Consider the following 23,457-nt stretch of genomic DNA (forward strand, 5'->3'; position numbering starts at 1 on the left):
GGGCGGATTTCTACTGATAGCTTGCTTTTTATGTTACAGTAGTGGTAAGACCTATGTTTAGTGAAATACAAGTTTCTTTAAATCTTCATTAATACTATGGAGAATACGTTTTGAATTAGGTCATTGTATTGTAAAATAAGAAGTAAGCTACTATATGGTTTGATAAGGGCTTATAAGAATCTTAATATAAATAATTAAAGGTAGAAAAGAGAGAGAAATCTACTTATTAACGTTTTACTTTATAGGACAGGAGAGAGTACTCGTCGATTATGCAAATAAAAAACCTGTTTCAAAGCAAAGGATTTCAGAGGTTAATCGTATTAGTATTACTTGCTCTCATATTGTATGGGATGCAAAGTATGTTAAATTTAATTTTAATTACGTTTATGTTGACGTATTTAATGGATCGATTCCAAAAGTTTATTTCTCGTAAATTAGAACATTTCATGCCAATCAATCGGAAAATTATTATAGCGCTTTTATATGTAATGTTAGTGGCGGGAATTGCCATTACGCTATTTAAATATTTACCGGTATTAACAATACAAATTTCGCAATTGATTTATCAATTCAATGTATTTTTAAGAAATCCACCTGATAGTGAATTAATTAAGTATGCAGTTAATGCTGTTAATCATATGGAGCTTTCTAAATATGTAGGGCAAGGCGTAGACATTTTGTATAAATCCATTACGAATGTTGGGAAATTCGGTCTGCAAGTTTTACTTTCTGTAATTTTAAGCTTATTTTTCTTACTTGAAAAAGGGCGTATCGTTGCTTTTACTGCGAAGTTTAAAGAAAGTCGACTTGCAATTTTCTATAACGAAATAGAGTATTTCGGAAAGAAATTTGCACGTTCATTCGGAAAAGTAATCGAAGCACAATTTTTAATTGCAATTGTTAACTGTGTTTTATCTGTTATCGCATTATGGATATTAGACTTCCCGCAATTATTAGGTTTAGGGTTAATGATTTTCTTGCTGGGTTTAATTCCAGTGGCAGGTGTTATTATTTCGTTATTCCCGCTTTGTATGATTGCTTACAATATCGGCGGTATTATGTATGTCGTTTATATTGTAGTTATCGTAACAGTAATCCATGCGCTTGAAAGCTATGTGTTAAACCCGAAATTTATGTCACAAAAAACAAATTTACCGATCTTCTACACGTTTATGATACTAATTTTCTCTGAACACTTTTTAGGTGTGTGGGGACTAATTATCGGTATTCCAATCTTCATTTTCTTATTAGATGTTTTAGATGTGACAAGTGATGAAATGGATCAGGATGTTGGAAAACAATAGAGTAAAGAAAAAGCATCGATATTCGATGCTTTTTCTTTTATAACATGGTGTTTCTTATGCCATACTGTAAGGAGAATATAGAATAGGGGTGAAATAATGACTGTAAATGAAAAGATAGAATTAGCTACATTTGCTGGAGGATGTTTCTGGTGCATGGTTTCGCCATTTGAAGAGATGGAAGGGATTATAAAGGTTGTTTCAGGCTATACAGGTGGCCATACAGAGGATCCAACGTATAAAGAAGTGTGCTCGGAAACAACTGGACATTATGAGGCAGTACAAATTACATTTGATGCAAACAAAATGTCGTATGAAGAGTTATTAACTATATATTGGAGACAAATTGATCCGACTGATATCGGAGGGCAATTCCATGACCGTGGACAGTCTTATGAAACAGTGATTTTTTATCATAATGAAGAACAACATAAAAAGGCAGAAGCTTCAAAAGAAGAGCTTGAGCAGAGTGGGCGCTTTTCAAAACGAATTGCGACAAAAATATTGCCGGTTACTACATTTTATCCAGCTGAAGAATATCATCAAGGATATCATAAGAAAAATACATTCCGCTATGAGTTATATCGTAAAGGCTCGGGACGAGATGCTTTTATTAAGCAACATTGGCCAAAGGATAATGCTCATTTAAAAGAAAAACTAAACGATATGCAGTTTTATGTAACGCAGGAAAATGGTACAGAACCACCATTTCGAAATGAGTATTGGAATCATCAAGAGGAAGGTCTTTATGTAGACATCGTTTCAGGTGAACCATTGTTTACTTCTATAGATAAATTTGATAGTGGATGTGGATGGCCGAGTTTTACGAAACCGGTTATGTCAGCTAGCGTGAAGGAAAAAATGGATGTTAGTCATAATATGACGCGTACGGAAGTGAGAAGTAAAGAAGGAGACTCACATCTTGGGCATGTATTTCCAGACGGTCCAGGACCAAATGGACTTCGTTATTGTATAAATTCAGCAGCTCTTCGATTTATCCCAAAAGAGGAGCTAGAGAAAGAAGGATATGGTGATTTCCTAATCTTGTTTGGAGATAAAAAATAACCTCGCAGTTAGCGAGGTTATTTCTTTTTATTTTACTTTTTTCTTTTTAAATTTGCTTAGTGCTTCATAAACGATTGGAACAATAAGAAGTGTTAATAACGTTGAACTCGTTAATCCACCAATTACGGTTACACCAAGTCCTTTAGAAATTAAGCCACTACCTTCAAAGCCTAATGCAAGCGGGATAAGAGCCCCAATTGTTGCAATTGCAGTCATTAAAATAGGACGCAGGCGTGTTGCACCAGCTTCTAGTAATGCTTCACGTGTTGATACACCTTCATTTTCTTTATGGATAACACGATCGACAAGTACGATTGCGTTTGTTACAACGATACCGATTAACATAAGCGCACCAATCATTGCAGATACACTTAATGTTTCGCCAGAGATTAATAAGGCAACAAGTGCACCAATAATTGTGAATGGTAGCGAGAATAAAATTGCGAATGGCGCAAGTGCACCACCAAATGTAACGACAAGAACGAAGTATACAATAGCAATCGCAGCTAGCATCGCTAATCCAAGTTGCTTAAATGATTCTTGAATATCTTCTGTAACACCGCCCATAGAAACATCTACGCCAGAAGGAAGATCCATTTTATCCACTTCTTTTTGGACTGCAGAAGATGCTTTTGAAACGTCATCAGATGTTAATTTCGCACTCACTTCTGCATAAACTCTGCCATCTCGATGTGTTACTGTGTTAGAAGTTTCGCCTTCTTTTACAGTCATAACATCTTTAACCGCCACTTCATTACCAAGTGGTGTTGTAATTTTACGATTTGTTAAATCTTCGATTGTTTCATAATTCTGTTTCTCAGTTTCTACATATACATTTACATCTTTACCGTCTTTTTTAATTGTTGTTAGAACAGGGCGATCATGTTGATTAGAAAGTCCCATTCCAATTTGGGCAGCGGTTAGCCCCATTTTACTTAACTTCTCTTGATCTGCGACTAAAGTATATTCTGCATATGTTTTTGCAATACTAGAGTCTACATCTTTTAAATCTTTATTTTTCTTCATGATATTTTGAATGTCTTTCACGACAGGCTTAATTTCTTCAGAGCTATCTCCGTAAACGTATAGTTTAATTTCGTTACTACCGCCACTTGCTCCGAAATCTTGGTTTTTCCATTCGCCTTTTCCAGACATTTTTTGTAAATCTTTAATGACTTGCTCTTTTTCTTTTTCGAAGTTTTTCGTGTCGTTATCATATTGAACGAAGAACATTGCTTGATTTGATTGACCAGGACTCATTGGATTCTCTCCACCTAATGAGAACTGAATTGTTTTGACGTCTTTATTATCTTGGAAGTGCTTTTCAGCTTTCGTTGCAATTTTTTCAACGTCTTCTAATGTTTGACCTGGCTCAGGATTGTACGTTGCGATAATCATTTTTTCTTCTTCAGATGGTAAGAAGCTTACACCGATAATTGGTACAAGTGCAAGACTACCAACTAATAGAAGGACAGCAATACTTGATGTAATAATTTTATGATTTAAAGCCCATTCAAGTATACGTTTATAACCGTTTGCTAATTTACTTGGTTTCTCTTCATGATGTACTTCTTTTTCTCTCATGCTCTCTTTTTTAAATAAAGAGTGAGCTAGCATCGGTACGATTGTAACTGCTACTAGTAACGATGCTAATAAAGCGAAGACGATAGTTAAGGCGAACGGTAAGAACATTTCACCAATCATACCTTTTACAAGTCCAAGCGGCAAGAATACAGCAATTGTTACAATAGTAGAAGACATAATAGGAATAAACATTTCTTTCGTGGCTTCACGAATTAAATCTTTTCCGCGTAGTTTCTCTTCTGATAACGACATACGTCGGTAAATATTTTCAATAACAACAATGGAGTCATCGACAACGCGTCCGATAGCGACTGTCATGGCTCCGAGTGTCATAATGTTCAGCGTAATATCCATTTGCTTTATGACTAAAACAGCGATTAATAAAGAAAGTGGTATAGAAACGACAGAGATTAACGTTGTTCGAATGTTGCGTAGGAACAACATAATAATAACAATCGCAAAGATAGCCCCGAAAATTGCTTTGCTCAGCATTGTTTTGACTGATTCCTCAATCGGTGCACCTTGGTCGAATGTTGAAATAATCTCTAAATCTTTATATTTTTTCTCAAGGTCTGTTACTTTATCTTTAACAGCATTTACAACATCAACTGTATTTGCATCAGCAGCTTTCACAATTTGAATTCCAATTGCTTCTTTTCCATTTGTTCGAGAAATCGATTCTGCTTTCCCAACTTCTTTAATATCAGCAATTTCTTCTAATGTAACTGTTGGAATTCCATTCATAGCAGCTGGATTCATTTGCGACGTTTGTGCACTAGCGCCAGCGTTTGGACTACCTTGACCGTTTGGTGATGAAGGGATAGCTGGAATTTTTAATTCTTTTAATGCTTTAATTGTTGTAATGTTACCGTCTACAACAACTGATTTTTCCGTATCTTTAAATGTATATAAGCCAAGTGGTAAAGATACATCTGAACCTTTAATAATATTTTTCACAGTATCTTCACTTAAACCTAATTCTTTCATCTTATCTTGTTTGAAGACAAGTTGTACTTCGTCTACTTGTTGGCCTGCGATTTGAACGGATGCGACACCATCAAGTCCTTTTAAACCGGGAACAATATTTTTTTCAACATTTTCAGTTAAGGTAGCCAAAGATTCATTTTTACTCGCTACGCTTAATGAAATAACAGGGAAGGCATTAAAGTTTACTCGAGAAACTTTCGGATCTTTAACACCGTCGGGCAGTTTCACATTTGTGAGAGCTTCTTTAATTTCTGTTTCGGCCTTTTCCATATTTTTATCAAAATCATATTCTACCTGAATAGAAGATGCGTTTTGAAAAGATGATGAACTGACAACGTTAACACCACTTAAATTTTGTAGTTGCTCTTCCATCGGTTTTGAAACTTTATCAGCTACTTCTTCTGGTGTAGCACCAGGATAAACCGTCGTTACTGTTACAATAGGCGTTGTAATATCAGGAATTGTTTCCAGCTTCATATTGAGTCCAGAATAGATCCCTGCAATAGTAACAATAATGGTTAATAGCCAAACCGCGAACTTATTTTTTAACGAGAAATTGATGATTTTGTTCATGTTTGCGCTCCCTTTTTATTGTATTGACCAATCGGTCAGTCTAATACATAATATAACTGACTGGTTGGTCAGTCGTCAATGAAAAGAGATGGTATAATAAAGTTTTAATAAGTGGGATTTTTACTGCCACAAGTAGCGAGATATATGTAGTATAAGATGCGAGATTAAATTTAGGAGAGAAGATATGAAAGAAAAAGAGCGCTTAATTATAGAGATGGCTATGAAGTTATTTGCGACCAAGGGTGTGAATGCGACATCAGTACAAGAAATCGTCACAGCCTGCGGTATATCAAAAGGGGCTTTTTACTTATATTTTAAATCGAAAGATGAGCTGTTATTAGCAACACTTCGATATTACTATGACAAGATTCAAAATAAAATGATGGATATTGATAAAGAATCATTATTACCACGTGAAAAATTCGCAAAACAATTGTATTGCCAGTTTACTGATATACAGAAGCATAAGGAATTTATTATTATGCATGCGAGAGAAAATGCTATTCCATTTAATAAAGAAGTGGAAGAATTTATGATGCGGATGAAATTAGAGTCTCACGCATTTTATCGGAATAGTTTATTGTCTATTTATGGTGACAAGGTTATGCCATATTTATTGGATTTAGTAATTATAGTGGAAGGGATATGTCGTGGATATTTAGAACTAATTATTTTACAAACACTAGAAATTGATTTGTCCTATGTATCGACGTTTATTTTAAAAAGGGTAGATCATTTAGTAGATGGACTCATAGAATCTTTGGAAGAACCTGTTCTACATGAAAAAAGGCTTGGAGAGTTTTTTTGTAAATCAGAGCTTATTAAGGAACAAGTGAAAGAACATTTTTTAAAAGAAATCATTGTGTTTAAGCGTACATTAGCGGATCAATTAGAAGATGATGAATTGCTTGTTACGCTAGATGTTTTGGAGGCAGAAATGAGATTACCAAATCCAAGAATTCCAGTTATTCAAGGGATGCTGTCTAATTTAGAGGCATATCCAAATTTAAAAGAATTTCGTTTGCGACTTATGGGATATTACAATATAAAAAGGTAACAATGATAGTTTTCATTGTTACCTTTTTTATTATACATGCACTTTTTCTTTTTTCTGTGCAGTTTCTTCTTGTTCAATATTGATTGTTTCTTTTACGATATAAATCGGACGATTTTTACTTTCGTCATAAATACGAGCGATATACTGACCGACGATTCCAAGACCAAGTAATTGAATACCGCTAAAGAATGTAATAGCGACCATAATGGATGCCCAACCTGTTTGAGTATCATTTCCGATAATTTTCACAGTAATTGTATATATTAAGACAATTATGGAAATGAGAACTGATAATAAGCCTAAAGACATAACGATTCGTAACGGTTTTGTAGAAAATGCAATAATGCCGTCTGATGCAAATTTAATCATTTTCTTTAATGGATATTTTGTTTCACCAGCAAAACGCTCATCACGTTCATATTCAACATACGTTTGGCGGAAGCCAACCCAAGACATCATACCGCGAATGAAGCGATTTCGCTCCGTCATTTGATTGAAAACATCGGCAACTTTGCGGTCGATGATTCGGAAATCACCAGTATCTTTTGGGATATCGATATCAGACATATAGTTTAAGAATTTATAGAAGTATTTCGCCGTTAAAAGTTTAAACCAAGTTTCACCTTTACGTTGTTTGCGTTTTGCATAAACAACTTCATATCCTTCTTCCCATTTTGCAATAAGTTCAGGAATAACCTCTGGTGGATCTTGTAAGTCTGCATCGATAATTACAATAGCATCGCCCTTTGCAGCGGCAATCCCAGCTGTAACAGCTATTTGGTGTCCGAAGTTGCGTGCAAAATTAACAATTTTTGTACGGTAATCATTTGCAGCAATTTCTGATAGGATGTCCATTGTACGGTCTGTACTACCGTCGTTTACAAAGACAAACTCGTAATTAATATTATTTTGAAGCATAACGGACTTTAAACGGGTGTAACATTCCTGTGCTACCTCTTCCTCGAAGTACATAGGAACTACAACCGAAATTAATTTTTCCATGTTGTATCCTCCATAGTTTTAAATAAGTTGTGCAAGTTTAATTAGTGGCTTTTTCAGTTTGATTGAATGTCCAAATTTTATTAAGGACAAAATTTATAACCATTCCGACACCAATTGCGAAGATTTGCGCAATAAATGGATTAAAGGCAAGTTTATCTACTAATATAAACAAACATAATGTATTAAAAGCCAATACAATTAAATTTACAGTTAGAAATTTAAAGAACATTGACGTGCTTTTATTATTAGGTTTAAACACCCAATTTTTATTCCAATAGTAGCTATTGGCAACGCCAATTAAATAGGAAATGGTATTCGCAACAAGATAGTTCATTCCGAGTTTTACCAATATCATAAAGCTAATAATTGTAATGAGTGTATTAAAGATTCCTACTAAACCAAACTTTAAGAGTTTCTCCATAATAGTATCCTCATCTTTATAAAATATATAAATAAAATAGGAAATGTAGAAGGGTTATTCATACATAACAAATACTTATTATAGCATATTTTATGCTGAAACGTTATTTATTTTGGTTAGGATAATTTTCTAAACAAAGAATGTGAATTGGATCTAATTGGATAAAATATGAAAAAATCAGGCTGTATATGTAAACTGTAGGTGAATGTATGATATGATTTATTTGCTATCAACAATGAGCAAAGGTATAGTTTGAGAAAAAATAAAATGGGTATTTTAGGTTCTTCGGTATGAATGAATAGTTCTACATATTCATTACGTTTTTGTAAAAGGGATAATGTTATCCTTATATTAATGGTTAAAGGAGTAAATTGTTTTGAAATTATTTTTAAAAGGAATGTCTACTTTCTCTACACGTGCGATATATATCATATACGGATTTTTTGCTTCGGTATTACTTATAAATTACTTTTCAGATACTCAAAAATATAATTATGTAACATTATTAACAGGTGTTTTATTGTTATCTATAGTGGGAAGTTTTATCCTTAGAAAAGGTTCGCTATATCTAGAAAAATTAAATGAAAAAAAATGCTTTTTCGTTTTAGTAGTTGTTTGTTTAGCAGTTAAATTAATATGGGTGCTCAGCTATCAAATTCAGCCATTAGTTGATTATGCTACGTTTTATTATACTGCGGAGGATTTAAGTGAAAACTTCGTTATTCATAATAGATACATCGCATTATTTCCACATATTTTTGGTTATGCTTCATTCTTAAGTATTTTCTTCAAAATTTTTGGGTCTAGTTATATGATACCACCTATTTTGAACGTTATTTTAACTACAATATCAATGGGATTAATATATGCTATAGCTAGAAAAATTGGCGGAGTTAAAACGGCAATAACAGCAAGTATTTTATGGATCGCTTTACCTTCTCAAACTATGTATAATATGTTCGCAATGTCAGAACCGCTCTATTGTACAGTACTGTTGTTGATTTGGTTGATTATGATAATTGTTCATGAGAAAATCTCCAATATAAATATAAAAAGATTATTTGTTTATTCCATTGTAATAGCAGCATTACTTGCATTTATGAACATGGTACGACCAATTGCGGCAGTTCCAATTATAGCCCTAGTGATATGGATCTTTATTATAGATACAAAGCAGATAGGGAATAAAAAAATATGGTTAAACAAGATAACACATGTAGGGGTTATCATTGTTGGATACCTTATTTTTTCTTCAGTGATAAATCAGTATATAACATTACGTTTAGGTGAAGAGATAGCATCAACTCCAGGATATAACATTCATGTAGGATTTAATGAGGAAAGCTCGGGAAAATGGAATCAGCCAGATGCTGAACTTTTGTTTCATTATAGCGATAAGCCAGGATGGACCGCTGATGATGCTCAACAGAAAATGCTAGAAGAAGCAAAAGAAAGGATACAAAGTGGTAATATCGACTTTGTGAAATTATTCTCTGACAAATTCTTTGAGTTTTTAGGTGAGGATAGTGCAGCAGTTTCCTATGCTGATCCTGTATTAGATCATAAAGTACGATATACTGTAGCATCTAATATATTTTATTACTTCTTAATTGTTACCTCATTACTAGGTGTATTAGTAGCTATAAAAAATAAAACTAAAACTGCTCTATTTATTATTTGCTTGTATGCGATAGGGCTAACAATGGCACAGTTGTTAGTAGAAGTGGCATCAAGATATCATTATTCAGCTACAATATCAATGATAATTTTAGCTGCTTTTGGTATAAATCATGCTTACAATAAAAAAGAGAATATAGATATAAATGAAAAGGCATGAGTTCGGTATTGCACCGGGCTCATGCCTTTTTATTTGGTCTTAATTTGTTTTGATGATTAAATCCTCATTGTATTTTATACTTTTGAGGTCTTTCTGTTCGATATAAATCGATAGCATAAATACAGCCCATAGCTTTGAATGATTGTAAAGCTAGGAATGATGAAGTATCGATATCTTGTTTGGTATTCGATTAAGAAATGAACAGTTACGTAACCAATTATTAATAATAAAAATAGTGTGTAATGCGTGTTGTTTTGCTTAGTCAATATGAGATAAAGAAGTGCTACTGTGCTAAGGAGCATAGCTGTAATGTACATATACTTTTCATATTTCGTAAGGCTGTCTTGTAAAGTAATCATATCATTATCTGTGTTCCCTAGTGTTAGTAGACTCCATGATGGGGCGGAATCATAATCAGCCCACATGAGTGTGAACTTATCACCAAATAAAGATAAAACCTTTTGTGGATCAGCTAGTCGTTCTTGAATCAGTTTCTTTTCAGCGGCTTTTCGTTCTTCTCCAATCTCAAAGGACATAATATATTCTGCATCTGCTGCAGAATATCCCCCTTTTGTTTCGTGATTAAACCCTACTGTGAATTTCCAGAGAGGATCACGATTAGATAGTGGGTATTGTGTAATTCCAGCAGATATAAATGAATAACTTATAATGTAGTGAACAAGGTAAAATACGACGAAAATCCCGCAAAGTTTTTTTATAGAAGTGAAAATATCTTGTTTTGATTTTCCTAACATACCTTGTAAAAAGACATAAATAGTTACTGCAATTAGGATGATAGCTCCAAGCGGGCGCATGATATCGCCTAAAGAAAGCGAAATTCCTATGAAAATCCACATATATTTATGGCGTAAGCCTTTTGTAATTAATAAATAAAACCCAAGATAAAATAAGAATGTCGCAAGGTGTTGATTCGTTAGGACTGAGCTCAATACAATACTTGGGATATATAATGCATATATTAATCCAGCCACGCGTCCGGACCACTCATTAAATATATGAGAAGTTATTTTGTAAACGAGTAATGTTGTTCCTGTGCAATATAATACATTTAATAGCTTTAGAAGGAAGGTTCCTTCACCAAATAAATTAATAATAAAAGCTTGGTACATTGTAAATCCAAGTTGATAAACCCATGAAGTATAATATATGCTTTGGGCGAAACTAAAATCTCCTTTAGTCGCTTGCACAGCACTATTGTACATCAGAGCAAAATCGGATTCGACAGGAGTTTGGATATTAAGAACCCAGATTAATCGAATAGAGAAAGCTAAAACGATAAGTGAAACAGTGAATATTAGTTTCGACATGTATTTATTGGAGATATAACCAATTAGTAAAAATAGAAGACCTATTAGAATAATACTTGGGATTATAATAAGTAAACGAGTGTCGGCTTGTTCTCTAACCACAGATACTGATTGCCATGTAATAGCTGCAGAAATAATTAGACATAGTACTAATAAACATTTCACAAAAAATGTATTAAGTTTTAGAAAAAATGTACTTTGCATTATATATAAAAACTCCTTATTGAATTTTATGGCTATTTTAAAGGGAAATCCCTTTACACACTAAGTGATGGTGTAAAGGGATGATTTTGGGGGATTAAGAGTTTTCTTGGGCCCACTTTTCTACATCCCAAGTTTTTGTTACCCAATCTTTATAAAATTCTGGTTCGTGACATACAAGAAGAATAGTTCCTTTATATGCCTTCATTGCTTTTTGTAGTTCTTCTTTTGCTGTAACATCAAGGTGATTTGTTGGCTCATCAAAGAGTAACCAGTTACTTTCTTCACCCATTAGCTTACATAAACGAACTTTTGCCTGTTCGCCACCGCTTAATTGGTTCAGAGGACGAGAGATATGTTCGTTTTTTAAACCACATTTCGCCAACATTGCACGTATTTGATGCTGATCTAAGCTAGGGAATGTATTCCAAACATCATCAATTGGTGTTATATTATCAGCTTTCACTTCTTGCTCGAAGTATGATGGGTTTAAGAAATCACCAAGACTTGTTTTTCCGCTTAATGGTTTGATTTTACCTAGAATCGTCTTTAATAGTGTTGACTTACCTACGCCATTACATCCAACAATTGCAATTTTTTCACCGCGTTCAATTGTCATTGTTAATTTTGGTAATAACGGGTGTGTATATCCAATTTCTACATTTTCTCCTTCAAAGACGAATCGGCTACTTGCGCGACTTTCTTTAAACGAGAATTCAGGTTTAATTGCTGTTTCAGGACGATCAATACGTTCCATACGATCGAGTTGTTTTTGACGACTCTTTGCACGACCTGTCGTTGAGTAGCGTGCTTTATTCTTCGCAATAAAATCTTCTTGTTTTTTTATAAACTCTTTTTGTTTTTCATAAGCATTAATATGTTGATTTTTATTAATTTCCGCTAGCTCTAGGAATTTTTCATATGTCGCTGTATAACGCGTCATCTTTGTGAATTCTAGATGGAAAATAACATCGACACATTTATTCATAAATTCCGTATCATGGGAAATTAATAGGAATGCGTGTGGATATTCTTTTAAATAATTTGTTAACCAATGAATATGTTCAACGTCTAAATAGTTGGTAGGCTCATCTAATAGTAATACTTCTGGTTGCTCAAGTAGTAACTTTGCAAGTAATACTTTTGTACGTTGTCCACCACTTAATGCAGCAACATCACGATCTAAACCAATTGCGTCAATTCCAAGGCCACGCGCTGCTTCTTCAATTTTCATATCTAATAAATAGAAACCACCTGCTTCAAGAGCATCTTGAATTTCTGCCATTTGCTCAAGAAGTTCCTCTAATTCTTCCGGTGTAGCAGTTCCCATTTTTTCTGTAACTTCATTTAAAGCTTTTTCTTTTTCAAATAAAGGTAAAAACGCATCTGCTAATACGTCACGAATTGTGCGACCAGGTGTTAAAATTGTATGCTGGTCTAAGTAACCGTAATTTGTACCAGGTGTCCATTCAACACGGCCTTCATCATGGATAAGTTGACCAGTAATTATATTCATAAATGTTGATTTACCAACACCGTTTGCTCCAACTAATCCAACATGTTCTCCTGCGAGTAAGCGCATGGATACATCTTTAAATAATGTACGATCACCAAATGTATGGCCTAATTTTTCAACAGTTAATAAGCTCATAATGTCCTCCGTTCAATTCTAAATAGTGTCTTGAATCATGATACTAAATTCTTTGATATAATGCTATCATTTCAAAAATGTATATTTTTGAAAATAAGAAGTTGCATTATTTTGTAAAAAATATATAATAATAATTGAACAGTGGTTAATTAAATCGTGAGGTATAAAATATGTCGCCAAGAAGAGCAGTCAAACAAGAGTTAACAAGAGAAATGATTATGAACGTAGCAAGAGATTTATTTGTACAACAAGGCTATCAACACACTTCAATGCGTAAAATTGCGATGGAACTAGGATATAGCCATGGTTCAATTTATTACCATTTTAAAAATAAAGCTGAACTTTTTTATGCGATGGTAGAACAAGACTTTCAATTGCTAAATGAAAAATTAGATGAAATTAGTAAAAGAAATTTATCTCAAGAGGAGCAATTAAAAGCTGTTTTATTTGGCTTTATAGAGTTTGGTTTGAAAAATCAAAGTCATTATGAAATTATGTTTTTAATTAAAGATGATGAGTTAAAGGAATGTTTAGCAGACGGTCCAAATGTTAGTTATGAAAAATTTGCAAAGGTCGTCTCTTCTTTATGTAATAAAAACATAAATGCAATGATAATATGGTCTGTCTTTTTATCATTACATGGGTTTGTAGCACATTATTGCGGAAGTGGGCAAACGTTTGACGAGTTAAAGGGGTTAGCCCAAGTACATGTAGAATTTATTTCAAAATCGCTTCTAATATAAGTGATTTTCTTTTTGTTATTAATTGAACGGTGGTTAATTAATTAAAGGGGGGAATTATGATGAGAAAAGCGTTAGTACTGGGAGCATCTGGATCAATGGGATATGCAATTACAAAAGAGCTATGTAATAGAGGGATTGATGTGGTGGCTTTTGCAAGGAATAAGGGGAAGTTGGAAGATTTATTTCAAGGAGAAGAAAATATACAAACAGTAGCAGGAGATGTATTTGTAAAAGCAGACATCCTAGATGCAGTGAAAGGTGTGGATGCTATATTCCATGCTGTAAATATTCCATATTCAGATTGGGAAGAAAAACAACCTAAATTATTAAGAAATATATTAGAAGTAACAAAAGAGAACGATATTAAGTTAGGGATCGTTGATAATATTTATGCATATGGAAGGCAAAATCAAAGACTTGTTAAAGAAGATGATGAAAAGAAGCCTCATACGAAGAAAGGAAAAATTAGATTGCAACTTGAAATGATGGCAGAGCAGAGTGGTGTCCAAATGTTTATCGCTCATTTCCCTGATTTTTACGGTCCAAAAGCAGAAAGCACACTCGTTCATCATACTTTAAATGGCGTGCTTGCAAATAAAATGTCTAGTTTTGTTGGAGATAAGAGAATTGCACGTGAATATATTTTTACACCAGATGGTGCGAAGGCAATGGTGGAATTATCGTTACATGATGAGGCTTATGGGCAACATTGGAACATACCAGGATGTGGCGTTATTACCGGAGAAGAGATGATTCAACATATACGTGAATTAACGGGATATACAAGGCGAGTAATGAACGTTAAAAGAGGTATGATAAAGTTAATTGGTTTATTTGATAAGCAGATGAAAGAATATGTAGAAATGCTATATTTGACAGAAAAACCAGTGGTGTTAAATGGAGAAAAATATGAAAAGTTTATTGGGCAAGTACCGAAAACACCTTACTATGAAGGATTAAAGGAAACCATTTTATCGATGCAAGGGAAATAAAAAATAGGGTGTAACCATTTAATAAAAGTGGTTACACCCTATTCTTTATTTTAAATATCCACGAACAATCCCGCGTAAGCGATTCGCGTGGAATTTACGCTTATCGTTGGAAATGTTTTGTGTCATGCGGAATGTTGCCGCAGCGACAGCACGTAAGAAATAAGGGAATCCATAATGTAAGCGAATGACCCTGCCAAAACCACCAGCATAAGAAATAGCACGTTTTAATGATTGCTCATTGATAATTTCTTCTTTTACAGGATGGTATACGAACAAATCTTTTCTAAATAAACCAGTGTACTTTTTTTGCATACCGCGCAGTACAAAGTCAGTTTCTTCACCAGCTCCATAAATTGTTCCAGAACCAACACCTAAATCTTCATCAAATGTACCTACATCTTGTACAAATTGTTTTGTGAAGAATAGCGTGAAAGAAGGTCCCATAAACCCATATTTATTATTTAGAATAATGTCTGTATTTGGTGCGTGTATTAAAGAACCCGTTCCTTCAACATTTGTAGTGTTTGTTGATATAAAATGAACATCTGTATTAGAGTTAAATGTTTCTAATATACTTTCTAAAACATTTGTTTCATAAATACAATCATCATCTGGAAAAGCGATGAAATCGCCATTTGCTACTTTTAAGCCAGCATTTCGAGCTCTCGATAATCCTTTAATAGGCGTATAAATGTAGTTAATAGAAAATTTATCTTTATATGCATCGAATAGATCAGAGATTGGAGTATCGTTTTGATCTACTACGATAAGTTCGAAGTTTTTGTAAGTTTGTTGCTCAAGTGATTTTAGTAAGTCAAGAATATCATCACGTCTGCCACAAGTAGCCATGATTAAAGAAAATTTCAAGTTTAACAGCTCCTTTTAGAGATTGCGTTTAAGCTTTTTTGAACCGAGCTAGTATCTTTTCGAGTAGTGAAAAGAGAATTTCATCCTTTGTTATAAAGAGGATAAGGGCATATGTTAATCCACATGTTATTATCACTAAGACAACTTGTAGTATTTGCCCAGATACAATCATTTTAATAACGAATGCTATCGGTACAAATGTTAGTGAATAAAATAGATATTTAAGTTTGTGTATATCGAATAACGTATAGTTCACTTTTAATTTCTTTTTCACATAAATATATTCGAATGTGATTAAGAAACAATTCGCAATTGTTGTTGTGAAAATTGCCGTTGTTGGCGTAAGTATATGGAAGAATATTAGTGCAATATTAGACGCTAAGTTGATAAATCCGCAAATAAATAAAAATCGCACTAAAATACTTTCTTTCTTTTTCACATAGATAATTTGATTCGATAAAATGGACTCGATACCAACTGTAATCATATAAAAAGCAAAAACAATTAATGTATCACCAGCCTTAGCAAATTCTTGTCCACCATAAATAACAACGGCTCCATGAGCAATGAGCATTAAACCGATTGCGGCGGGAAATAGGGTAATGAAATATACTTTTGAAATTTTGTTTAATAACGATTCATACTCCATTTCAGATGCATTTCCTGATAAATAAGACAGCCTTGGAACCGTTACTTGTACAACACTTAACATAAGTGTATTAATAATGGTCATAATTTGAAAAGCCATTACGTAGTATGCGACTTCTACCTTTCCAACATATACCCCTAAAACAAGACGATCTAATTGAGTATATAAAATATTAGCATTTGAAAAAATCAAGACTAATAGTAACGGTTTTAAATGAGGAATAATAGTTAAGTCCGAAAAATCAAATTTAACTTGGCGTTTCACATATACAAAACTAATGGAGTGATTTAAAAATGTCGATAATACTAATAAACCAGCAAATGTTTTATAATCGTCGACCCCATGAACGAAAGAGAAAAGAAGCACAACATAGATTAATCGAACGATAACTGTTTTTTTAGTGATGAAGTCATAATTTTCATATGCCTCATTGAACCATTCCACATAAAACATGTTAGAAATAAAATTGAAACCGAAAATAAGAAGAACAGGAAATAAACTTTCATGTCCGTATCCAATATAACTAAAAAGTAAAAAAGCTAATAAAGCCAAAATACTAGTTGTAAAATTAATTACATAGAGACTTGTAAATAACTTAGAAACTTTTCTTTTATCATTTTTAATTAAGCTAATTTCACGTAGACCATATTGATATACACCAAATACGGCGAACACGAAAAAGTAATTAAAAAAGGTTTCGGCAACGTTAACGGTTCCTATTGAATTTGCTCCTAACGTTCGATATGCGTATGGACCAACTAAAATTGGAAGTATAATATTAAACGTGTTGAGCAGTATTTTATAAAAAATATTTGAAGCAATTGATTTCTGCATAATTTCACCTTTCCATTAAAATAATCCAGCTTAATTAAAATACTTGCTATGTCATATGGAGTTTTTTTAACTAGAGTTAATTCTTTCAATATAATGAAGTGTAAGGTGTTTTCTACACGATTTACAAATCGTTAAATTGTTTTGTTGACCACCCGTATAAGTGTACCCTACATAAACTTTGTAAAGCAACTATTGATGGGATAGAACCGTATTATAAATGAGGGGTATTAAATTAGAAAGGGTTAGTGGTGAATAGATATGTATAAAAATATTACATAATATGTGTGAAAAGTAGTGACGGTTGTATGAAGGGCTAGAATTGTGTATAAAAAATGAGCGAATACATGATAGCTATTCGCTCAGGAGATGTTTTTATAGTGAAAAATTATACACTCCAAGGTTTACTTAAAGTTAGTACTTCGGCCATTTCCTTACTTTTTAACCGCCCTTTTTTCCTATTTTCGGCGCGTTCCGAACCAGTTGTGTGTAGCCAATGTTCCTCTTCAGTTTCAGGAAGTACTTGTGGAACAGATGAAGGTTTTCCGTCTTTTAATGCAACGAATGTAATGAAGCATGTTGCAGCTATTCTACGTTCGCCTGTTAATAAGTTCTCTGCAATTACTTTTACGAAAACTTCCATTGAAGATTTCCCCGTGTAACATACGAACGCTTCATAACAAACAGAATCTGCTTGGTGAATTGGAGTTAAAAAATCAACCGAATCGATAGATGCTGTTACGCAATGCTTACGGCTATGTCTTGCAGCCGCAATTGAGGCAATACTATCAATTTCTGCTAATAATTTCCCTCCGAAAAGTGTTTGATGATTATTTAAATCATTAGGAAAAACACGTGTTGTTTTAATTGCTTTTGATTCTCGCATGAATTTCTTTTCCATATATTCAGCCCCTATTTTCTGTTTTCAATCAGAATGACATGTATTGTAAGTGGCGTACAAAATTATTAAAAATCAATAGATATTTAATGAAGTAAAGAATTCCAGAAGAGGATTATTAAAAATTCTGTATTTGTATGCATGTAACTGAAAGAACATTTATCATATCTAAAATGTAGTGTAAAAGAGGATTCGCTTACATTGCAAGTGAAAAAGTAATGACTCTGTATTTGTCATAGAAATTCCCTATCAGCCTTGTACCTATTCATGATAGAATCGTTTTGTTATGAATGGAAATAGAGGTGCAATGGACATATGAATCATATACAAACAAATTTTTCATCTTTCTTCAGTAAAATAATGATCGGTGCAATGCTCGCATTTTTTGTGTATAGTTGTTGGTCAGCGTTTGAAGCAAGTAAGCAATTTTTTGGAGGAAATACAACAAGTGTAATAATCGTAATGGTGATTTTTGTTATTCTTATGCTGTTAGTGGCATCGATTTTACAGTATCGTTTTACAGATAAACAATTTCTTATTTTTCTTTTAAGTATATCTATAGTTGCGAGACTTAGTGTGGTTCTATTTGTAGATGTTCCGATAATCGGTGATATGAAAGCTATGTTTGAGTCTGCTAAACAGATTGCAATTGGCAATAACGTAGAGAATGTAGCGCAGTTGCCTTTTATTATTTATGAATCAATTATTATTCGTATATTTGGCGATACAGTATTCGCATTGCAATTATTTAATGTTTTGCTCTGCGCGGGGACTGCATTTTTTATTTATCGTATTGCAACTATGGTTTTTGGGGAAGAGTGTGGTCGCATTGCGTCTGTATTTTACGCTTTATATATTCCAAATATATTTATGAGTTCCTTATTAACGCCAGAATCACTTGCAATATTTTTATTTTATTTTGCTTGTTACATACTCTTATATAAAGGATTGGATCATCCTTATATGTGGGTGCTTTCAGCGATTTTATTTGCATTTAGCAATATGATTTTGCCAATGGGATTATTTCTCCCTATTTTTATCACCGTATATGTGTTGTTAATTGAACTCTTTCAATCGGCAACGAAACAAAAAGTGCTATTAAAGATGATAGGGATCCTTATTCTGTTTTATAGCGTTCATTTTGGTGTGAGTTACGGGATTAATACAATGGGAATGTCACAATATACGATTTCGAACGAGACGTATGTTCAATCTGTCTTAATCGGAAAAACTCAAGGTGAGGAAAAAATACCGAAAAATCAAAGTGTAACAGAGCATATTGATCAAAAGTTAAAAGAGATTGAGGGAGAAAGATTTAAAACTTTAAAACCAGTAATGAATCAGTTTTCAAACGAGGGAACAAATTCTATTCTGTTCAAATGTGAAAAGCTTATATATATAGCTGTAACGTTATTTATGGCTATAGCCTTATTGCACTTCCTTATTAAAAAACAACAAAATGAAGGATATATGTTGTTCGTATTGCTAATTAGCGGATATGTATTATTAAGGTTATTCCAAGTAGATGTGGCATATTATAATATTATTATGCCGGCATTGTTTATTTTGCAAAGTTTTGGTGTTTATATGATTTATGTTTACTGTCAAAAAATATTCTTCAGAAAATAAAAAGAATCCGTTTTGGATTCTTTTTTTTGCTAGATGATGAAAATTTGTAGTCAGTGAAGATTGATAATCACCACTGACTTAAATTTCACCTTATCGATTTAGTTCTAGTTGTAAACTATCGGCCGTTAGAGCCATTTGTGAGGAATCGTCTTGAATGTCTTTCATTACTTGTGAAATAGTTTCTAACTCAGTTTCGATTTTTTTATTCTGTTCTTTCGATTTAGACATGTCGTTTACGATTTCTTGGAAGTATTGATCTGTCGCGTACATACTATCTGTTCCTTCAGATACGAGAGAGCTAATTTGCTTCACAGAAGAAGAGACACGGATAATCTGTTCATTTGTTTTTTCAACAAGCTTTGTAACGTTGAATATAGATTCTTTTGTTTGCTCTGATAATTTTCGGATTTCTCCAGCTACAACGGAAAAACCTTTACCAAATTCTCCAGCACGTGCAGATTCAATAGCAGCATTTAATGCGAGTAAATTTGTTTGCTCCGCAATTGATTTTACGATATCTATAATTTCGTTAATTTTGTTAGAAATATCGAGAAGTTCATGAGTATCTGTAATGATAGTTTCCATATTTGTTTGAATGTATTCCATTCGTTTGTTTTGCTGATTTAATTGTTCTTTACCTTTATTCGCTTTTTCTTCCGATGTTGTAGCTAATGATGTACCTGTTTTGGCAATTTCTACAATAGTTTCAGATTTAGCGGTTAATTTTTGAATAGAAGAGCTTGTTTTTTCAGATACAGATGCTAGTTCTGTTGCGATATGCGTAATTGTCATAGCTGTTATTTCTTTTTCTTTTTCATGTTCTTTTTGTATTCTTTCATATTCAGATTCATAAGCCGCAAGAACAAGTTCTTGTTCGAGGGTGAATAATTTATTTATTACGTTTATAGAATAAGAAAAATCCTCGATTGTTGAAATTTTTGTTTGCAAAATCTTCAGGATAGAGCGGAATAATTCTTGATAAGCAGCAGTATACCACTTTCTATGTAAACCAATTTGTACATGCCTTTTGGCAATTCTCACACGTTGTTCAATAAAATCTTCGTGCATATTTCCACTAAATAATTCTTTTATATGTGTTTTTAAAGTTTGTTTTAGTTTTGGAATAGAGCTGTAACGTTCAATAACGGTAATTAAATTAGGTTGTTTTGTAATATTGGCATAGAACTTTTCCGTAATCCAATCTATTTCCGCATAAATAAAAGGCTGTAGTACTTTTACAATTTGTAAATCTTCTTTTGAAATATGTAGCATTTCCATTTGAATTTTCAGTTCAGAATTAGCAGGTACGTTAAAAATTATTTGTTGGTCCTTACTTAATTCAATTATACTGGCGTTTGTTTTATTACTATGTTTTTTAAAAACCCCAAGCATCGTTCTTCCCCCTGTTTGTAAAACGTTTTCATTTTTAGTTATTATATAATTATATATATTTATATACAATTACTCTACATTAGTGTGTAGAATAATATATAAATTAAGAGAATCCTATGTAGGATTCTCTTAATGGCCTTTATTAATCTTAGCATGTGTTTTAAAGAAAACTGGAAAATGTACATTATATATTACAGTGACGACACGAATAACGAATGTTACTAATAAGCAAACATAGAAAGCTAATACGTGCGCCCCCATTGCATATGTGATTAGGAAACTAATTGCTCCTAAGATAGAAGCGATTGCATAAATCTCTTTTCGGAATACGTAAGGGATATCTTGAGCGCAAATGTCACGCAAAATACCGCCTCCAATACCTGTAATGACTCCCATTGAAACTACTAAAAATGAGGCGTCAACGTGATGGGACATTGCCGCATTTGCACCAATAGCTGTAAAAACACCTAAGCCAACAGCATCGGAAAGCATAATAACGACTTGAAGTTTATTAATACGTTCAAAAAACATACAAGTAAATAATGCTGATAATACGCTTACGAAAAAGTAAATAGGTTTTACAAATGCGACAGGAGGCAGGTTACCGATCATAATATCACGAATAATACCGCCGCCGAGCGCAGTAACTACAGCTAAACAAAGGACACCGAATAAATCTAAATCTTTTTTTAAACCAACTAATGTACCAGAAATAGCAGCGGCGATAATGCCAAGAAACGTAAATATGTCGATTAATAACATGGCTGTAATCCCTTCCTCCTAAAGATGTTCCAGAGAAAAAATATACACTAAAGTTATGTAAATAACAATGCATTTTCGTTACATGTAGAAAAAAAGAAAAAATGAGGAAAGAAAGCGCTTGGAAATACAAATTTTCTTTTTTTTTATAAGGTAAGATTGGGTAGAAATGTGAGACGTTTAATTAAAAAATATATGTTATAATAAATATTTGAGATGAGAAAAAATATTAACTATATAGATTGAAATTAGGTAATAGTTATGGAGGTTCTAGATGTTAAGCGAAAATGGTAAAAGTAATAAATTTGAAAATTTTCTACTAATCTTTATTTTGTTGCAACCAATTTTAGATTTGCTCACAGCATTCTGTATCATGGTTTTAAAAATTGATACGACTATTGGAGTTATTACACGCTTATTCGTTATGGTTCTAAGTGGAATATATATTTTAATTCAAACAAAGAACAAGGGAAATATAAAATATATATCGTATATAATCCTAGTGGGAATAGTTTTCACCATCGGATTGATAAATAATAAATTCACAAAAGATCCTATGGTACTTACAGAAGAAATTAAATTTATAGCAAAAGCTTTATATCCGTTTGTTATGCTTACTTGCTATGTGTTTGTTTTTAAGTCTTTAAAAGAAAAAAGCCATTCAAAAATGCGAGATTATATTACGTATGCATCGCTAATTATAGGGGTAGTAATGGTAGCTTCAATTACTACTGGAACAGATTATAATAGTTACGAATGGGTGAAGCTCGGATCACGCGGTTGGTTTTATGCCGGTAACGAGCTAGGATCTATCTTAGCAATTATGTGTCCAATTGTTATTTTGTACTCAATTGAAAAAACAAAAAGTATAGGTAAAGTGTACTATTGGATTCCTTCAATTTTAGTTGTTTATTCATTATTTGCAATTGGGACAAAGGTTGGCGTAGGCGCAATCTTTGGATCAATGGCTATCGCAGTTGTTATGTGCTTTATTCAGGCATTTACACAACGCAAAGATGGAAAGAAAAATGTCTATTTATTAAATGGTTTTATTGCAATGACTGTATTTGTAGGCATATTGGCATATACACCTTTTTCACCATTTATGAAAAATATGGGATTCCACGTCCAATTAATTGAACAAGAACAGAGTGCGAAAAAGGAAGAGAAAAAGAAAGAGGCAGCTAAAGAGCACAAACCTCCTGTAACAGCGCAAGAAAAGGAAAAAGAGAAGGAAAAAGAAAAAGTAGCGGAGAAAAAAGAAGAAACGCAAGCTATTATTTTCAGTGGGCGTCAATTATTTGAACAGATGTATAAAGATTTTTATAATGAAGCCCCAATGTCTCAAAAATTATTAGGAATGGGTTATGCTGGTAACTATAAAGAACAGCCGAAATTAATTGAACGTGATTTCCACGATTGGTTCTATTCTTTCGGAATCATAGGGTTCATTTTACTTATAGTCCCATTCATATACTTTGGTATTAAATTTATTGTATGTGTATTTACTAAATTTAGACAAATATTCACAGTGAAATATGCAATGGTGATTGCAGCAATACTTCTCGGATTAGGTATTTCATTTATGGCTGGTCATATTTTAATGGCACCTGGAGTGAGTTTCTACTTAGTATTAATCATGGCATATTTAATAGTTGATTTGGAAATTGAATGATAGAAAAATAAAAGC

General features: G+C 33.0%; 18 protein-coding genes and 1 pseudogene. 8 read left to right on the forward strand and 11 right to left on the reverse strand.

Going from position 1 to position 23,457, the window contains the following annotated elements:
• Positions 1-269: 269 nt before the first annotated feature.
• Together COC96_RS22165 and msrB are read left to right on the forward strand one after the other, a co-directional pair.
• Positions 270-1,304, forward strand: coding sequence for an AI-2E family transporter (locus COC96_RS22165; protein WP_097902490.1), 1,035 nt, complete (start codon positions 270-272; stop codon positions 1,302-1,304).
• A gap of 96 nt (positions 1,305-1,400) precedes the next feature.
• Positions 1,401-2,366, forward strand: a complete 966-nt coding sequence (msrB, locus tag COC96_RS22170; RefSeq protein WP_098268579.1) for a peptide-methionine (R)-S-oxide reductase MsrB — start codon at positions 1,401-1,403, stop codon at positions 2,364-2,366.
• Positions 2,367-2,393: 27 nt separating this feature from the next.
• On the opposite strand, the gene COC96_RS22175 is transcribed toward msrB, so the two are convergent.
• Complete coding sequence (locus COC96_RS22175; RefSeq protein ID WP_098769369.1) at positions 2,394-5,510, reverse strand: efflux RND transporter permease subunit; 3,117 nt, start codon at positions 5,508-5,510, stop codon at positions 2,394-2,396.
• Positions 5,511-5,694: 184 nt separating this feature from the next.
• Here COC96_RS22175 and COC96_RS22180 point away from each other — a divergent pair, with 184 nt between their 5' ends.
• Entirely contained in the window at positions 5,695-6,567 is an 873-nt protein-coding gene (locus COC96_RS22180) for a TetR/AcrR family transcriptional regulator (RefSeq protein WP_098769371.1), read from the forward strand.
• Positions 6,568-6,597: 30 nt separating this feature from the next.
• Here COC96_RS22180 and COC96_RS22185 read toward each other — a convergent pair whose 3' ends face one another.
• Both COC96_RS22185 and COC96_RS22190 read right to left on the reverse strand, forming a co-directional pair.
• Complete coding sequence (locus COC96_RS22185) at positions 6,598-7,569, reverse strand: glycosyltransferase family 2 protein (protein WP_098268582.1); 972 nt, start codon at positions 7,567-7,569, stop codon at positions 6,598-6,600.
• Between the two features lie 37 nt (positions 7,570-7,606).
• On the reverse strand, positions 7,607-7,990 hold the full coding sequence (locus COC96_RS22190) for a GtrA family protein (RefSeq protein WP_097902485.1): 384 nt from the start codon (positions 7,988-7,990) through the stop codon (positions 7,607-7,609).
• Positions 7,991-8,366: 376 nt separating this feature from the next.
• Between COC96_RS22190 and COC96_RS22195 the strand changes: the two genes are divergently transcribed.
• Positions 8,367-9,827, forward strand: a complete 1,461-nt coding sequence (locus COC96_RS22195; RefSeq protein ID WP_098769373.1) for a glycosyltransferase family 39 protein — start codon at positions 8,367-8,369, stop codon at positions 9,825-9,827.
• 74 nt (positions 9,828-9,901) lie between these two features.
• On the opposite strand, the gene COC96_RS22200 is transcribed toward COC96_RS22195, so the two are convergent.
• Both COC96_RS22200 and COC96_RS22205 read right to left on the reverse strand, forming a co-directional pair.
• The gene (locus COC96_RS22200; protein ID WP_098769375.1) at positions 9,902-11,359 is read right to left on the reverse strand and encodes an ArnT family glycosyltransferase; all 1,458 of its coding nucleotides are present in this window, start codon (positions 11,357-11,359) and stop codon (positions 9,902-9,904) included.
• 94 nt (positions 11,360-11,453) lie between these two features.
• The gene (locus COC96_RS22205) at positions 11,454-13,007 is read right to left on the reverse strand and encodes an ABC-F family ATP-binding cassette domain-containing protein (RefSeq protein WP_098268585.1); all 1,554 of its coding nucleotides are present in this window, start codon (positions 13,005-13,007) and stop codon (positions 11,454-11,456) included.
• A 170-nt stretch (positions 13,008-13,177) separates the two neighbouring features.
• Here COC96_RS22205 and COC96_RS22210 point away from each other — a divergent pair, with 170 nt between their 5' ends.
• Positions 13,178-13,750 (forward strand): TetR/AcrR family transcriptional regulator, encoded by a 573-nt coding sequence (locus COC96_RS22210; RefSeq protein ID WP_098268586.1) that lies wholly within the window; start codon positions 13,178-13,180, stop codon positions 13,748-13,750.
• 59 nt (positions 13,751-13,809) lie between these two features.
• Positions 13,810-14,742 (forward strand): SDR family NAD(P)-dependent oxidoreductase, encoded by a 933-nt coding sequence (locus tag COC96_RS22215; RefSeq protein ID WP_098769377.1) that lies wholly within the window; start codon positions 13,810-13,812, stop codon positions 14,740-14,742.
• Between the two features lie 45 nt (positions 14,743-14,787).
• Here the strand turns inward: COC96_RS22215 and COC96_RS22220 are convergent, their stop codons facing one another.
• From COC96_RS22220 to COC96_RS22230, 3 genes are all read right to left on the reverse strand, one after another.
• Positions 14,788-15,609, reverse strand: a complete 822-nt coding sequence (locus COC96_RS22220) for a glycosyltransferase family 2 protein (protein ID WP_098268588.1) — start codon at positions 15,607-15,609, stop codon at positions 14,788-14,790.
• Between the two features lie 28 nt (positions 15,610-15,637).
• Positions 15,638-17,092, reverse strand: a complete 1,455-nt coding sequence (locus COC96_RS22225; RefSeq protein ID WP_098268589.1) for an oligosaccharide flippase family protein — start codon at positions 17,090-17,092, stop codon at positions 15,638-15,640.
• A gap of 385 nt (positions 17,093-17,477) precedes the next feature.
• Positions 17,478-17,990 (reverse strand): acyl-CoA thioesterase, encoded by a 513-nt coding sequence (locus COC96_RS22230; protein WP_098268590.1) that lies wholly within the window; start codon positions 17,988-17,990, stop codon positions 17,478-17,480.
• 312 nt (positions 17,991-18,302) lie between these two features.
• Between COC96_RS22230 and COC96_RS22235 the strand changes: the two genes are divergently transcribed.
• On the forward strand, positions 18,303-19,616 hold the full coding sequence (locus COC96_RS22235; RefSeq protein WP_098268591.1) for an ArnT family glycosyltransferase: 1,314 nt from the start codon (positions 18,303-18,305) through the stop codon (positions 19,614-19,616).
• A gap of 90 nt (positions 19,617-19,706) precedes the next feature.
• On the opposite strand, the gene COC96_RS28560 is transcribed toward COC96_RS22235, so the two are convergent.
• The 3 genes and pseudogenes from COC96_RS28560 to COC96_RS22245 form a co-directional block, all read right to left on the reverse strand.
• Positions 19,707-20,408: a methyl-accepting chemotaxis protein gene (locus tag COC96_RS28560; RefSeq protein WP_373604891.1), complete on the reverse strand. Its 702-nt coding sequence runs from the start codon at positions 20,406-20,408 to the stop codon at positions 19,707-19,709.
• A 102-nt stretch (positions 20,409-20,510) separates the two neighbouring features.
• Positions 20,511-21,008 (reverse strand): annotated as a pseudogene (locus COC96_RS28565) (protoglobin family protein); the annotation flags it as partial.
• Between the two features lie 129 nt (positions 21,009-21,137).
• On the reverse strand, positions 21,138-21,770 hold the full coding sequence (locus tag COC96_RS22245) for a trimeric intracellular cation channel family protein (RefSeq protein ID WP_097902475.1): 633 nt from the start codon (positions 21,768-21,770) through the stop codon (positions 21,138-21,140).
• Positions 21,771-22,041: 271 nt separating this feature from the next.
• On the opposite strand from COC96_RS22245, the gene COC96_RS22250 reads away from it, so the two are divergent.
• Positions 22,042-23,442, forward strand: coding sequence for an O-antigen ligase family protein (locus COC96_RS22250; protein WP_098268593.1), 1,401 nt, complete (start codon positions 22,042-22,044; stop codon positions 23,440-23,442).
• Positions 23,443-23,457 lie beyond the last annotated feature (15 nt).

Source organism: Bacillus cereus (assembly GCF_002577405.1).
GTDB lineage: Bacteria > Bacillota > Bacilli > Bacillales > Bacillaceae_G > Bacillus_A > Bacillus_A cereus_AU.